This is a genomic window from Pseudomonas sp. OTU750018, assembly GCF_011636575.1.
Taxonomy (GTDB): Bacteria; Pseudomonadota; Gammaproteobacteria; order Pseudomonadales; family Pseudomonadaceae; genus Aquipseudomonas; species Aquipseudomonas peli.
Genome location: NZ_JAAPAU010000002.1, coordinates 857856 through 871076, shown reverse-complemented (window position 1 = coordinate 871076; position 13221 = coordinate 857856). Strand labels below are relative to the sequence as shown.

The 13221-nt window shown below is 62.5% G+C and carries 14 protein-coding genes; 4 read left to right on the top strand and 10 right to left on the bottom strand.

Going from position 1 to position 13221, the window contains the following annotated elements:
- Nucleotides 1-12: 12 nt before the first annotated feature.
- Together lldD and HCI85_RS12975 are read right to left on the bottom strand one after the other, a co-directional pair.
- Nucleotides 13-1167 carry an FMN-dependent L-lactate dehydrogenase LldD gene (lldD, locus tag HCI85_RS12980; RefSeq protein WP_167145046.1) on the bottom strand — a complete coding sequence of 385 codons (1155 nt, stop codon included), beginning with the start codon at nucleotides 1165-1167 and terminating at the stop codon, nucleotides 13-15.
- 78 nt (nucleotides 1168-1245) lie between these two features.
- A complete protein-coding gene (locus tag HCI85_RS12975) occupies nucleotides 1246-2940 on the bottom strand; it encodes an L-lactate permease (protein ID WP_167145044.1) in 1695 nt (564 codons plus the stop codon).
- A gap of 325 nt (nucleotides 2941-3265) precedes the next feature.
- Between HCI85_RS12975 and HCI85_RS12970 the strand changes: the two genes are divergently transcribed.
- Nucleotides 3266-4036, top strand: coding sequence for an FCD domain-containing protein (locus tag HCI85_RS12970; RefSeq protein ID WP_167145042.1), 771 nt, complete (start codon nucleotides 3266-3268; stop codon nucleotides 4034-4036).
- Here the strand turns inward: HCI85_RS12970 and HCI85_RS12965 are convergent.
- From HCI85_RS12965 to HCI85_RS12935, 7 genes are read right to left on the bottom strand one after another with little or no spacing between them, the layout of a single operon-like run.
- Nucleotides 4033-5505 (bottom strand): sensor histidine kinase, encoded by a 1473-nt coding sequence (locus HCI85_RS12965; RefSeq protein ID WP_167145040.1) that lies wholly within the window; start codon nucleotides 5503-5505, stop codon nucleotides 4033-4035. The two genes, HCI85_RS12970 and HCI85_RS12965, sit on opposite strands and share 4 nt — an antisense overlap.
- A 1-nt stretch (nucleotide 5506) precedes the next feature.
- Nucleotides 5507-6163 carry a response regulator gene (locus tag HCI85_RS12960; protein WP_167145038.1) on the bottom strand — a complete coding sequence of 219 codons (657 nt, stop codon included), beginning with the start codon at nucleotides 6161-6163 and terminating at the stop codon, nucleotides 5507-5509.
- A gap of 44 nt (nucleotides 6164-6207) precedes the next feature.
- Complete coding sequence (locus HCI85_RS12955; RefSeq protein WP_167145036.1) at nucleotides 6208-6858, bottom strand: hypothetical protein; 651 nt, start codon at nucleotides 6856-6858, stop codon at nucleotides 6208-6210.
- 13 nt (nucleotides 6859-6871) lie between these two features.
- Nucleotides 6872-7663, bottom strand: a complete 792-nt coding sequence (locus HCI85_RS12950; protein WP_167145034.1) for an SDR family oxidoreductase — start codon at nucleotides 7661-7663, stop codon at nucleotides 6872-6874.
- Between the two features lie 9 nt (nucleotides 7664-7672).
- Nucleotides 7673-8326: a TenA family transcriptional regulator gene (locus tag HCI85_RS12945; protein WP_090255284.1), complete on the bottom strand. Its 654-nt coding sequence runs from the start codon at nucleotides 8324-8326 to the stop codon at nucleotides 7673-7675.
- Nucleotides 8326-9822, bottom strand: a complete 1497-nt coding sequence (locus HCI85_RS12940; protein ID WP_167145032.1) for an AMP-binding protein — start codon at nucleotides 9820-9822, stop codon at nucleotides 8326-8328. Before HCI85_RS12940 ends, HCI85_RS12945 begins: the two co-directional genes overlap by 1 nt.
- Nucleotides 9806-10495, bottom strand: a complete 690-nt coding sequence (locus HCI85_RS12935) for a thermostable hemolysin (protein ID WP_167145030.1) — start codon at nucleotides 10493-10495, stop codon at nucleotides 9806-9808. Before HCI85_RS12935 ends, HCI85_RS12940 begins: the two co-directional genes overlap by 17 nt.
- A gap of 211 nt (nucleotides 10496-10706) precedes the next feature.
- On the opposite strand from HCI85_RS12935, the gene HCI85_RS12930 reads away from it, so the two are divergent.
- From HCI85_RS12930 to HCI85_RS12920, 3 genes are all read left to right on the top strand, one after another.
- Nucleotides 10707-11120, top strand: coding sequence for a hypothetical protein (locus HCI85_RS12930; protein ID WP_167145028.1), 414 nt, complete (start codon nucleotides 10707-10709; stop codon nucleotides 11118-11120).
- Nucleotides 11121-11282: 162 nt separating this feature from the next.
- The gene (locus HCI85_RS12925; protein ID WP_167145026.1) at nucleotides 11283-11864 is read left to right on the top strand and encodes a DJ-1/PfpI family protein; all 582 of its coding nucleotides are present in this window, start codon (nucleotides 11283-11285) and stop codon (nucleotides 11862-11864) included.
- A 46-nt stretch (nucleotides 11865-11910) separates the two neighbouring features.
- Nucleotides 11911-12213: a ribbon-helix-helix domain-containing protein gene (locus tag HCI85_RS12920; protein WP_167145024.1), complete on the top strand. Its 303-nt coding sequence runs from the start codon at nucleotides 11911-11913 to the stop codon at nucleotides 12211-12213.
- Here the strand turns inward: HCI85_RS12920 and HCI85_RS12915 are convergent.
- Nucleotides 12210-13220 carry a DUF4917 family protein gene (locus HCI85_RS12915; protein WP_167145021.1) on the bottom strand — a complete coding sequence of 337 codons (1011 nt, stop codon included), beginning with the start codon at nucleotides 13218-13220 and terminating at the stop codon, nucleotides 12210-12212. The two genes, HCI85_RS12920 and HCI85_RS12915, sit on opposite strands and share 4 nt — an antisense overlap.
- Nucleotide 13221: the final 1 nt, after the last annotated feature.

Genomic DNA, 13221 nt, shown 5'->3' with positions numbered 1-13221 from the left:
AGGCTCCGAAAGTCAGGATGCGGCGTGGTGCAGTTCGCGCACCAGTGAGTCGGCAGTGATCTCGCTGATCGACTTGGCCCCGGTCAGCACCATGGCCACGCGCATTTCCTTCTCGATCAGGTCCAGCAGGTTGCTCACCCCCGCGCCACCGGCAGCGGCTAGGGCGTAGATAAAGGCGCGGCCGAGCATCACCGTGTCGGCGCCAAGGGCGATCATGCGCACCACGTCCAGACCGGTGCGGATGCCGGAGTCGGCGAGAATTGCCAGCTCACCTTTCACTGCATCGGCAATCGCCGGCAGGGCGCGGGCGCTGGACATCACGCCATCGAGTTGGCGGCCGCCGTGGTTGGACACGACGATGCCGTCGGCGCCGAAGCTCACCGCGTCCTTGGCGTCCTGCGGGTCGAGGATGCCCTTGATCACCATCGGGCCGTCCCAGAGCTCGCGAATCCATTCCAGGTCCTTCCAGCTGATCGAAGGATCGAAATTGTTGCCCAGCCAGCCGATATAGTCGGCCAGACCGGTGGGGTTGCCCCGGTAAGCGGAGATATTTCCGAGGTCATGGGGTTTGCCGAGCAGGCCGACATCCCAGGCCCAGCGCGGGTGGGTCATGGCTTGCAGCATGCGCCGCACGGGCGCATTCGGGCCGCTCATTCCGGAATGGGCATCGCGGTAACGGGCGCCGGGTACGGGCATATCCACGGTAAATACCAGAGTGGTGACGCCCGCGGCCTTGGCCCGCTCCAGAGCGTTTTTCATAAAGCCGCGGTCTTTCAGAACATACAACTGAAACCACATCGGCCGGTCGATGGCCGGTGCGACTTCTTCAATCGGGCACACCGACACGGTGGACAGGGTAAAGGGAATGCCCTTGGCGGCGGCGGCCTTGGCAGCCTGCACTTCACCACGGCGGGCGTACATGCCGGTTAAGCCGACCGGGGCCAGGGCCACCGGCATGCTCAGGGTCTCATTGAACAGGCGGGTTTCCAGGCTCAGTTCCGACATATTGCGCAGCACGCGCTGGCGCAGGGCAATGTCCGCCAGGTCGGAGACGTTGCGCTTGAGCGTGTGCTCGGCATAGGCACCGCCGTCGATGTAGTGAAACAGAAACGGCGGCAGCCGGCGTTGCGCGGCGGCGCGGTAGTCGGTGGAGGCAGAAATGATCATGGAATCACCCAAGCAGGAAAAAGGGTTGCAGCGAAACGTCAATGCGCGCCGCCCAAGCGGCGCGCATTCAGGCGTGTATCAGCTCGCCATCAGCGGGTCGCTAACGCCCAGCACATACACGGCAAACAATGCGATCAAGCCGGTAAACAGCACGTAGTACAGGGTAGGCCAGACGGTCTTGCGCAGGATGCTGCCTTCGCGGCCCAGCAGGCCAACCGTAGCCGAGGCGGCGACGACGTTGTGGATCGCCACCATATTGCCGGCTGCAGCGCCAATCGCTTGCACCGCGACCACCAGCGCGCTGGAGATGCCCAGGCTGCTGGCCACGCCGAACTGGAACTGGCTGAACATCATGTTGCTGACGGTGTTGGAGCCGGCAATAAAGGCGCCCAGGGCACCCACGCTCGGCGCCAGCAGCGGATAGATACCGCCCACGCTGTCAGCCACCCAGCGCGCCATCAGGATCGGCATGCTCGACAGCTCGGCGGCGTTGACCCCGGAGTTGATCAGGATGCGCACCATCGGCACGGTAAACAGCAGCACAAAGCCGGCGCTCAGCAGCACGCTGGATGATTCTTTCACCGCTGTACCCAGCTCGCGCAGTTTCATGCCATGGAAGAAGAAGGTGGCGATGACCACGGTGACCAGAATCCCGCCCGGCAGGTACAGCGGCTGGAAGTTGGCGCTGATCCCGGTTTCGCCGAGCAGGTCGGGGAAGTTCAGCATCACCGCTTTCAACGCGGCGCTGACCTCGGGGAATACCCGGCTGATCACCAGCAGCACTCCGACCAGCACATAGGGCAACCAGGCGCGCAGGGCGCTCATCGGTTTGGCGGTGAGTTGGTCGAGCTTCATTTCCACGGTGCCCAACCACTCGGCTGGCCATTTGTCCGCCGGGGCGAAGTCCCAGGTGGTTTTTGGCAGCAGAAAGCCCAGGCGCGCAGCGCTGGTGACAATCGCCAAACCAATCAGACCACCGGCCAGCGACGGAAACTCAGGCCCGAGGAACACTCCGGTCAGCACATAAGGCACGGTAAAGGCCAGGCCGGCGAAAATCGCGAATGGCAGCACTTCAAATCCAGCCTTCCAGCTTTTCTCTGCGCCGAAGAAGCGCGTCAGCATCAGCACCATCACCAGCGGCATCACGGTGCCGACAATGGCGTGGATGATCGCCACTTCACTGGTGATCAGCTGCAGAAACTGCGCCCAGGATGAACCCTGTTCAACTAGCTGCGCGCCGATGGTGGCGCTATCCAGACCGGTGTTGATGCCGACGATGATCGGTGTACCCACCGCGCCGAAGGACACCGGCGTGCTCTGCACCAGCATGCCGAGCATGACCGCCGCCATGGCCGGGAAGCCGATGGCCACCAGCAGTGGTGCGGCGATGGCCGCAGGCGTGCCGAAGCCAGACGCGCCCTCGATAAAGCAGCCGAACAGCCAGGCGATGATGATCGCCTGAATGCGCCGATCCGGGCTGATGGTGGCAAAGCCGGCGCGAATCGCCGTGATACCGCCGGAGTGCTTGAGGGTGTTAAGCAGCAAAATCGCGCCGAAGATGATCCACAGCAAACCGAGGGTGATCAGCAGCCCCTGCACCGTGGAGGCCAGCACGCGGTTAAAGCTCATGTCCCAGGCGTACAGTGCGACACCGGCGGTCAGCAGGTAGACCAGGGGCATGGCATGTTTGGCCGGCCAGCGTAGGCCGATCAGCAGCACAGCGGCGAGCAGGATGGGCGAGAACGCCAGTAGAGCAAGAAGACCTGTCGACATGGTGGTCTCCCCTTAACGCTGCGCGTTGCGCATGGGTGAATGCGGGTGCGCATCGTGATGCAGCGTTGCGGCGGGTATAAGCAATAGAGCCGGCATGGGGACACCTCGTTGGATTCTTGGAATTGTTTTAGTTTGGTTAATTGGTAATACCAATTTACAAGACTGCGCGGTCAGGGTAAAAGTGCGGCCTCCAGCCTGTCAATTAGCTGCCTTACGACTTTGGTCGTAAGGGTGCGTCTTGCTTGGCTGTGATGGCGGCGATAGGCTTGCCGGCAGCGGGCCGCAAAGGCCCATAGCAGGTGGTCAAACCAGTGGAGTGCGGGCTATGGAAGTGGGATCGGTGCGGCAGCGCCGTTTGTCGGACGATATCGTCAGCCAACTGGAAACCATGATCCTCGAAGGCACGCTCAAGGCCGGTGAACGCCTGCCGGCGGAGCGGGTACTGGCCGAGCAGTTCGGCGTCTCCCGGCCGTCGCTGCGTGAAGCGATTCAGAAGCTGGCGGCCAAGGGCCTGTTGGTCAGCCGCCATGGCGGCGGCAACTATGTGGCGGAAACCCTCGGCTCGACTTTCAGTGATCCACTGTTGCACCTACTGGAAAGCAACCCCGAAGCGCAGCGCGACCTGCTCGAGTTTCGCCACACCCTGGAAGGTTCCTGCGCGTTTTACGCTGCCCAGCGCGCCACCGAACTGGATCGCCAGCGCCTGACTGACGCCTTCGCTGCGCTGCAGGATTGCTATAGCCGCAGTGGCAAGGTGACCCGCGCCGAAGAGGGTGCCGCCGATGCCAACTTCCATTTGGCGATTGCCGAGGCCAGCCATAACGCCGTGCTGCTGCACACCATTCGTGGGCTGTTCGACCTGCTCAAGCGCAACGTGGTGACCAACATCGGCGGCATGTATGCCCAGCGTGATGAAACCCGCGACATGCTGATTGAGCAGCATCGCGCCTTGTTCCAGGCCATTATCGAAGGCCGTGCCGAGGACGCCCGTGCGCTGTCCAACCGGCACATCGACTACGTGCAGGAAGTGCTCGCCGACGTGCAGCAACAGGCCCGCCGCGAAGAGCGGGCGCAGCGCCGAGGCATTACGCGCTAGCGTCGTCTGGGGAGGCGCACCGCGACTTCCAGGCCGCCGAGGAGGGAGTCGCCCAGGCTGATGCTGGCGCGGTGCAGTTCCACCACGCGCAACACGATGGACAGCCCAAGGCCAGCGCCCTGGCCGGCGCCAAGGCGATAGAACCGTTCGAAGAGTTTTTCCCGCTGCACCTGCGCGACGCCGGGTCCGCTGTCCTGCACGCGCAGCACGATGGCATCTGCCTGAGCCTCTAGCTGAACCCGGATACGGCCCCCGTCAGGGGTGTATTGCACGGCATTGCTGATCAGGTTTTGCAGCAGGGTGCCGAGGCTTGGGCCATCCGCCAGCAACTGATAGTCCGCTGGCTCGAGGGCATCCAGGTCAAGTTCCTGATGACGCTCCAGCGCCAGTGGAATCAGCTCTGCCAGCTCGTTGCGCACAAACCCGAGCAGGTCCAGCTCGCGCATGGCCAGTTGCGCCACATTGGGTTCCAGGCGCGCCAGGGTCAGCAGTTGAGCCACCACCCGAGTGGCACGTTCGACACCGCTGCCGAGCTGGCGCAGGGCATCGTTACGGTCTTGCGGGTCAGGCGCGTCGAGGGCGTTCTGGGCGTGAATACGCAGCACTGCCAAGGGGGTGCGCAACTCGTGGGCCGCATCAGCGATAAAGCGTTTTTCCTGGTCCAGCAGGTGGTTGACCTGCATCAGCAAACGGTTGAGCGAGGCGCCCATGGGCTCCAGCTCGTGTGGCAACGGGCCAAAAGTCAGCGGCGCGAGGTTGTCAGGGGCGCGGGCCTTGATCGATTCGGCCATGCGCTGCAGTGGGCGCAAGCCAAAGCCCACGGCCAGCCAGAGCAGCAAAGCCAGCAGCGGCAAACCGATCAGCAGCGGTTGCAGGGTGCGCCGGGCAATCTTGCCAGACAGTTCGCCGCGAACGTCTTCACGCTCACCCACCAGCACCCAGTGGTGATCGACGTTGTCGTGCAGCACAAACACCCGCCAGCGGTGCTCGCCCAAGGTCAGGGTGTGATAGCCGCTGAGGTACTTGGCTAGACGATTGAGGCGTTCACTGATCGGTTGTGAGTCGGCCGGCAGGTTGAGGCCGAGCTGGGCGATCATCTCCATCAGCAGGCCTTTCGGGGCGCTGGCGGATTGGAACACCAGCTCGCCGTTGTCGTTAAGCATCTGGAAGGCCAGCTTGCTTTCGTAGCTGTGCCCGAGCAGGCCGTCGAGGTTACGCGGGCTGTTTTTCAGCAGCAGGGCTTCATCCAGCGCAGTCTGCAGGTCGCGGCGCGAGTCGGCGGACAGCTCATGACGCACCAGGCCCATGAGCACGCGTGAGGTCTGCGCCAGTTGGGCGTCGAACAGCTCTTCCACTTCATGGCTGGCATCGCTGTAGATCTTGTGACTGATCAGCCCCAGGGCGACGCTCAACAGTGACAGCAGCAGGACAAGCAAACGCGCACGGATCGAGCGCAACACCTTCGGCATGTTATTTATCCACCAGGTAGCCGACGCCGCGCACGGTGCGGATCAGCTCGGGAAAGAATTTTTTGCGCAGGTGGTGCACGTGCACTTCCAGGGCGTTGCTCTCCAACTCTTCGTCCCAGCCATAGAGCGCCTGTTGCAGCTTGTCGCGGGTCATCACCCGGCCCGGCTGGGCGAGCAGTTCGTGCAGCAGGAGAAACTCCTTGCGCGGCAGATTGACCGGCTGGCCTTGATAGCTGACGGCCTGGCTGACCGGGTCAAGACTAATGCCACGGTATTCCAGCGCCGGCTGCGGACGGTTGAAGCTACGCCGCAGCAGGGCGCGCAGGCGGGCTTTGAGTTCAGCTACATCAAAGGGTTTGACCAAGTAATCGTCGGCGCCGGCATCCAGCCCGGCGATGCGATCACTGGTGGAGTCACGGGCGGTCAGTACCAGCACGGGCACCGGGTTGGCGGCCGCGCGCAGGTGCTTGAGCACCTGCAGGCCGTCCATGCGTGGCAGGCCCAGGTCGAGGATCGCCAGTTCAAAACTCTCGCTGGTCAGGGCATGCAGCGCACTGCTGCCATCCTGTACCCAGTCGACGGTGTACCCCTCGGGTTTGAGGGCGGTGCGAATACCTTCGCCCAGGGCGTTGTCGTCTTCGACCAGCAGAATGCGCATGCAGTGATTCCCGGTGTGTTCTATCCAAACTCGCGTGGGCGAGATTACTCCAATTCGGCGTTGACCTTGGCCAGCAGCGCCTGAATTTCCGCTTTGCGCCCGGCGTCGGCAGACAGGCGATTAGGCCGTGCAGGCGCTTGCAAGGCTTTTTCCAGTGCCACTTTAGCCTCAGCGTAGCGTTTGGCGCGGGTCAGATAGTCCGCGTAAAAATAGTTGGGATCAATGCCGTCCGGGTTGATCGCCAAGGCCTGCTTGAGCATGGCTTCGGCCTTTTCGTCATCGCCAAAGCCTACCGGCCAGCCAGGCACCTGGTAGTACAGGCTGCCGAGGCTGGTGTAGGCCGAGCCGGACAGCGCCTTGGGGTCGAGCGCCAGGCCCTGCTCCAGGCTGGCCTTGGCTTCCTTGACCAGGCCCAGCGCCCCCAGGCCGCCTTTGGCGCCGGCGTAGGTGCTGAGAATGATGCCGTTCCAGATCTGCAGTTCGGCGGCGTTAGGCTCGGCGGCGACGGCTTTTTGCGCCTGCTCGCTGAGGCTGGCGAAGGCTTTCTCGCGCTGTTCCTGGGGCAGCTGATAATTGATCTCGGCCCAGCGGTCTTGCAGGCTTTGCAGCTGCGCCTGGCCTTGTTCGCTCAAGGCGAAACTGGGCAGGCTGATGAGGCAGAGCAGGGTGCAGGCGGCGGTGCGGAAAAGCGTCATGGGGTGTGTCCTTTTAAGGTTTGCTGCGCGCAAAGCGCTGGATGATGGGCAGTTGTTTACGCAGGGCCTGATCGACCAGGCGCGGCAGCAGGCTGTTGAGGCGCACGAAGAGTTTCTCCGGCCAGCCCAGGTAGCGCTCCTCTTCCTCACGGCGTATGGCTGCCAGCAATTGCAGAGCAACGTTGTGTGGGTCGTCCATGGCGACGTTCAGCTCGTCATTCATGGCCACCACCTGGGCGCCGTTCATGCGGGTTTGAGTGGCGCGTGGGGCGAAGTAGAGAACCTTGACCAGGGTGTCGGCCAACTCGCGGCGCAGCGCTTCTGAAAACCCGCGCAGGGCAAATTTGCTGGCGCAGTAGGCCGTGAAGCCGGGGTAACCGATGGAGCCGAACGTCGAGCCCAGGTTGACCACCAGGGCTCGGCCCTGTTGCCGCAGCAGTGGCAGCAGGCGGTGAGTCAGCTGCAAGGTGGCGGTTACGTTGAGTTCGATCAGCTCGGCGATGGCGCTTTCATCATGCTGCTCCAGCAGGCCGAAGTGATTGACCCCCGCAGCATTGATCAGCGTGTTGATGCCGCCAAAGCGCTGAGCGGCGGCGACCACGGCTTCACGGCCGCTGCGTTCGCGGATGTCCGCAGTCACCAGCGTGACTTTGCCGGCATGGGCCTCGGCCAGCGCTTGCAGGGGTTCGGGCTGGCGGCCAACCAGCAGCAGGTGGGCACCGTCGCGCAGCAGTTCGGCGACCAGTGCCTGGCCAATTCCACCACTGGCCCCGGTTATCACGGCGCGGCATTCAGGAATGTTCATCGCTAGTCCTCAGGCGCTCAGCGGCAAGCTGCGGAACATATCGCCGTAGAGGCGATAGACCACTTTGGCGGTGTGCACCACGGCAGCTTTGTCGTCGTCGTTGTCGAGCTGATTCATCAGTTTTTTGAAGAATTCGATATGTTCCAGGTCCAGGCTGCCGTGGGAACTCAGGTAGCTGAAGGCCTTGTTCGGCAGTTGCAGCTTGTCCTGAATCACTCCGGCCACCTGGGTAGCCAAGGCAATGCTGGTACCTTCCAGCACATTGACCATGCCGAAGAAACTCACCGGGTTGTGCCGCGCGATGCGGTCGTAGACGTAGCTGACCATCAGCTCGGTCGGCAGCTTGGGCGTGCCGTGGCGCACCGCTTCTTTGTCTGCACCACACACGGCGATGTCGTTGAGCACCCATTCCTGGTGGCCCGTTTCTTCCTCGATGTATTCGCCGATAGCTTCGCGCAACCACTCCAGCCGTTCTGGCAAACGCGCGCCGCAGGCCATCAGCAAGGGCACGGTGTGTTTGACGTGGTGATAGGCCTCTGTGAGAAAGGCCACGTAGCTGTTCAGGCTGACGGTGCCAGCCATGGCCTGGGCAATGATCGGCGCACTGAGCAGGTAATTGCGCTCAGCGCTGGTGTGTTCAAGCAGGGATTCGTAGAAGCTCATCAGGCATCTCCATAGCAGGATTCGGTGGCCATCAATTGCTCGATGGCGTGCTGGTAGTGGTTAAGCAGGGCTGTACGCCGCAGGCGGCCATTGCTGGTGGCCAGCGCATTGGCACTGCTGAAAGGTTGTTCGGCGCGCAGCCAGTGGTGCACGCGGGCGTAGTCGGGCAGGGCCTGGTTGGCCGTCGCCACGGCTTCGGCCAATTGGCTGTCAGGGGTATTCGGGAAGCGCGGCACCAGCACGGCAACGTTGCCGGGCAGTGCTTCGCCATGCAGCCAGGCCTGGGCGATTGGCAGTTGCTGGACTAACTCGGCCTCGACCCATTCCGGGTTGACGTTGCGGCCAAAGGCGGTGATGAACTGGTGTTTCTTGCGCCCGTGCAGCACCAGGAACGGCCCGTCGAAATGGCCCAGATCACCGGTGCCCAGCCACTCCTCGTCAGGGCATGGTTCGCCCAGGTAACCAAGCAGGCGTGGGCCTTGGACCATCACCTCGCCGTCTTTAGCCAGGCGTACCTGCAGGTGTGGCAACGGTAGGCCGACGGTGCCGATACGGCGGTTTTCCGGGGTGTTCAGGCACACCACTGAGGCGCACTCGGACAGGCCGTAGCCCTCGAACACTGGCAGCCCCAGGGCGTCAGCACGTTGCAGCAATTGGCTGGCGACGCGGCCACCGCCGACGGCGATAAAACGCAGGCTGCTCGGCAGGGGTAGGCGATTTTCACCGGCGCTGACCAGCGCCAGCAGCAGTTGCGGCAGCAGGATCAGGCTATTGGGCTGCGCCTGAGCCAGGGCGCCGAGAAAGCGCGGCAGATCGAACTGGCTGGCACCGAGCAGACCGATCTGCGCCATCGGCATCAATTCAATCCGTGCGCCGGCCAGCAGAGGGGCATAGACCCCGGCAATGTTCTCCAGCAGGGTGGCCAGCGGCAGGACACACAGGTGGCGTTCGACCGCGCAGCTGGCGCTGGCCTGCACCAGGCTCTGCGCCACCGCCAGTTGCGTGGCGATATCCAGGCACACCCCCTTGGGTTGCCCGGTGGTGCCGGAGGTGTAGGTGATTTTGCAGGTGCCGACCGGCAACGCGCTGACCTGCATCCGCGGGCGTTGCAGCACAGTGGTGGTAGCGGTTGTTGCATTCGCCGCTGCGCTTGCGTTGAAACCCAGTGCGCTGAAAAGCGGGCTGGCCGGGCCGATCAGGCAGTCGATGCCCGCGCTGTCGAGGACATGCACCTGCTGGCCGCTGGAAAAGAAACCTGGCAGTGGCACGCAGACCAGCCCTGCATGCAGAGTGGCCAGGTCCCATAGCACCCAGTCGATTCCGTTATCCAGCGCCAGGGCGACACGTCGGGCGCCGAGGTGCTGCAGGTATACGCTGCGCTGTGCGATCTCGCTCAGCAGCTGGGCGTAGCTCAACTGTTGCTCACCTTCGCGCAAGGCAATCGCCTCGCCAAAGGCGGCCAGGCGGTTAAACAGGGATTCAGCGGCAGGCCACATCAGGCATGTCCTCCAGGGCATAAAAGGCTTGATGAGCCAGGCGTGGGTAAGCACCCAACTGCAGCAAACGCTGATGGCCGGCGTAGATGTCGCCAGCCATCACGTGCGGTTGGTTGTCGTAGTAGCTGCCCCAGTCCGCCAGCTCATCGCCCACGCAATCCGGATTGGCCGGGCCCAGCGGTACGGGCGTTAGGCCCAGGCGCTGAAAACTGTTGAGCAGGGCCAGGGTGCCGGTGAAGGTCACCCAGCGATAACCCAGCGCCACCAGCAGGTCGGTCAGGGCCACGATCAGTAAGCGCGCGGCGCCTGGGCTGCCCGCCGCCAGGTTGCCGACCTCGACCAGTTGCGCCCGCTGCGGTGCATTGGCCACCTGGCGTGCGGCAATAACGTGCTCCGCCGGTTGCTCAAGGTAGCGTTCCAGAAACAGCGGCCCACTGGCGGCACTGCGCAGGCCCACCGCACCGAGCAACTGACCGCTGCTGTCTTCCAGGCTGAGCAGGCAGGGCATGAAGTGACGGATGCGCGCCTGATGTTGAGCGGCAAAGCGCTCGCCAATAAACGCCTCAATTCCTGCTCGGCGCGGGCTGTCGGCGTTGGCCAGGAAAAGGCTGAGCGGCTGCTCGCGGCCGATCTGTGCAAGTGCAGTGTTGTGATACACCCAAGGCAGCTCCATAACCGGAACCTCATCTGAGAACTTGGGTGTGAGTGTCTGCCGCCAGTCTTAACGCTAAATTAAGTCACACAATATTCAGCCGTGAGACGGTCGCAGGCATTTCATTGCTTGCGTTGCAGCCACCACAGCTCATAGCCTGCAAAGCCTGACTTGCCGAATGACGGTAAGTTGATCAGCCCTGACCTTAATCGCCAAACGCTCGGAGATAGTTATGCCCCCTATGGATACTGAGCAACAACTGGCGGCCCGTCTGGCCATCCTGGAAAACCCTGAAGCGCAGGACTGCACGGTCTACCGCGCCGATGATCAGGACCCGGACGCCGAGGAAGTGGATCTGGGTGATGCCAAGGTGCTGTTCTGTGGCCCGTTCGAAGCCCCGGCCGATTGGGATGCGGCAGAACGTGAAGATTATTTCGGTGAAAGCGCGCCTGAGCTGTTCGTCAATGCACGCATCGAGTGTGAAGCCAAACCGGGCTCAAGCAGCCATTTCACCGTGGACATCGGTGACTACGTGGCCGCCCAGCCGGGGTTGGGGGAAGTCGTCATGTTCTATGTGCACGATTATCTGGAAGACGACACCGGCTGCACCTATGTGCTGCTGCGTGATGAAGAGGTGCTGGAATAATCCGGCCACCGCGCTGGGCTTCTTGCTGAAGCCCAGCCACAACCTGCCTTGCTCCATATTCTCGCTAATTCGCTTTTTGCCCTGTAGTACCGGGTTATTACCCGCGCCTGACGGATCGGGATAACACTCTGTGCTTCTCAATTCATTGAAGGGAGCAGGCACATGGCAGCGAAGAAGATTCTCATGCTGGTCGGCGACTACGTCGAAGACTACGAAGTGATGGTGCCGTTTCAGGCACTGCTGATGGTCGGTCATCAGGTGCACGCGGTGTGCCCGGACAAGACCGCCGGGCAGAGCGTACGCACCGCCATCCACGATTTTGAAGGCGAGCAGACCTACAGCGAGAAGCCGGGGCATAACTTTGCCCTTAACTTCGACTTCGACCAGGTCAAAGCCGAACACTACGACGCCCTGCTGATCCCCGGTGGCCGCGCCCCTGAGTACCTGCGCCTGAATGCTCAGGTGCTGGCGCTGGTACAGGCCTTCGATAAGGCCGGCAAACCGATTGCGGCGGTCTGTCATGGCGCGCAGTTACTCGCCGCTGCTGGCGTGCTTAAAGGTCGCGAGTGCAGCGCTTACCCGGCCTGTGGCCCGGAAGTCACCCTGGCCGGCGGGCGCTATATGGATATCGCCGTAGACCAGGCCCATGTGCAGGGCAACCTGGTCACCGCGCCGGCCTGGCCGGCGCATCCCAACTGGCTGGCGGCGTTCCTCGGCCTGCTGGGTACGCAGATCACGCTGTAAACTGCTGGGGCCAGTTAGGCCCCAACATTCAGGGAGGTGAGCCGCCATGTGCGAGCTGTATGTCAAAGCCGATCCGATTCTTTACGAATCCCGTGCCCGCTCGCTGCGCATTCGTGGTGTGGTCACCACCCTGCGCCTGGAAAACCAGTTCTGGGACATCCTGCGCGAAATCGCCGAAGTCGATGGCATGACCACCAATCAGCTGATTACCAAGCTGTATGACGAGGTCATGGACTACCGCGGTGAAGTGGTGAATTTCGCTTCGTTCCTGCGCGTCAGTTGCACCCGCTACCTCAGCCAGCGCCGTGCGCCGGCTGAGCTAAGTCTGGTGCGTTCGATCCAGGTTTAAACGCCAGTGGGGATGCGCAGCGCAGGGTCACCCAGCGGGTGGCTGATTGCATCGAAGAAGCGCAGCTCCACCTGCTGCTCGGCGAACAGGCTCGCGTAGTGCTGCTTCTGCTGCGTGATAAACAGCGGGTTGTGCGGGTAGATCGAGATCGCCAGGGTTTTCAATCCGGCCTGCTGCAAGGCCTGGATAAGGTGCTGATCCTGCGCAGCCAGGCTGTGGCCGAAGATGCACAGCTTGTCCTTGGGTTGCGCCAGCTGGCTGTAGCAGAACGATAGATAGTCGCTGCTGCGAATAGCCTTGAGCTTGTCCGCGCTGCTGCCTTCGTTGACGAACAGCGGAATATCGCCCAGCTGGTTGATGGCGAAACTGGCCAGCAAGGTGCTTTCCGATGAATTGAGAATGCGCGTGCTGCCATCGATGTTCTTCACCAGGTGCATGCCGCCGTGCAGGTAGAGCATGCGCGTGGCGTTGCCCTGGCGCTGGCAGTCGCCGGGGGCGAAGGTTGAATCCGCACCCCTGAACATATCTTCAAACGCGTCCGGCGCTTGCATCGCGGCCCAGTAGTTGAGCAGGTCGTAATTGCCGGAATACACCGTTTGGAATTGGCTAAGCGCAGTGTTGATCCGCGCCAGGCTAGCGGCCTGCATCTGGCTCCAGGGAATATGCACCGAACGCACGGCGTGGATCAGCGCTTCCTTGATGGCGAAGTAGCGATGGCGCGGCGACGAGGAGTTGATGGTCAGAGCGGCATTGACCCGGATGCTGTTCTTCAGCGCGCTGAGCACCTGTTCGAAGTTGCTGGTATCCAGGGCGCGGAACACGCTGAGCTCGGTCGCGCTAAGCGGGCGATTACGGGTGGTCTGGGCTTCATCGAACAACGAGAAGTAGGCGAACTTGCGCCATACCGCCAGGCTCGCGCCATTGCCGATCAGCAGCTCGGGGAAGCCGATGCTGCTGTTCAGGGTGTTCCAGTCTTCCAGTTCGCCAGTAAATGCCGGGGTTTGCATA

Bases quoted from the DNA above. Each gene is read 5' to 3' on its own strand.
- HCI85_RS12975 (WP_167145044.1), bottom strand. From the start codon at position 2,940: ATGTCGACAGGTCTTCTTGCTCTACTGGCGTTCTCGCCCATCCTGCTC.
- HCI85_RS12915 (WP_167145021.1), bottom strand. From the start codon at position 13,220: ATGCAAACCCCGGCATTTACTGGCGAACTGGAAGACTGGAACACCCTG.
- HCI85_RS12920 (WP_167145024.1), top strand. From the start codon at position 11,911: ATGTGCGAGCTGTATGTCAAAGCCGATCCGATTCTTTACGAATCCCGT.
- HCI85_RS12925 (WP_167145026.1), top strand. From the start codon at position 11,283: ATGGCAGCGAAGAAGATTCTCATGCTGGTCGGCGACTACGTCGAAGAC.
- HCI85_RS12970 (WP_167145042.1), top strand. From the start codon at position 3,266: ATGGAAGTGGGATCGGTGCGGCAGCGCCGTTTGTCGGACGATATCGTC.
- HCI85_RS12945 (WP_090255284.1), bottom strand. From the start codon at position 8,326: ATGAGCTTCTACGAATCCCTGCTTGAACACACCAGCGCTGAGCGCAAT.
- HCI85_RS12935 (WP_167145030.1), bottom strand. From the start codon at position 10,495: ATGGAGCTGCCTTGGGTGTATCACAACACTGCACTTGCACAGATCGGC.
- HCI85_RS12950 (WP_167145034.1), bottom strand. From the start codon at position 7,663: ATGAACATTCCTGAATGCCGCGCCGTGATAACCGGGGCCAGTGGTGGA.
- HCI85_RS12930 (WP_167145028.1), top strand. From the start codon at position 10,707: ATGCCCCCTATGGATACTGAGCAACAACTGGCGGCCCGTCTGGCCATC.
- HCI85_RS12955 (WP_167145036.1), bottom strand. From the start codon at position 6,858: ATGACGCTTTTCCGCACCGCCGCCTGCACCCTGCTCTGCCTCATCAGC.
- HCI85_RS12940 (WP_167145032.1), bottom strand. From the start codon at position 9,822: ATGTGGCCTGCCGCTGAATCCCTGTTTAACCGCCTGGCCGCCTTTGGC.
- lldD (WP_167145046.1), bottom strand. From the start codon at position 1,167: ATGATCATTTCTGCCTCCACCGACTACCGCGCCGCCGCGCAACGCCGG.
- HCI85_RS12965 (WP_167145040.1), bottom strand. From the start codon at position 5,505: ATGCCGAAGGTGTTGCGCTCGATCCGTGCGCGTTTGCTTGTCCTGCTG.
- HCI85_RS12960 (WP_167145038.1), bottom strand. From the start codon at position 6,163: ATGCGCATTCTGCTGGTCGAAGACGACAACGCCCTGGGCGAAGGTATT.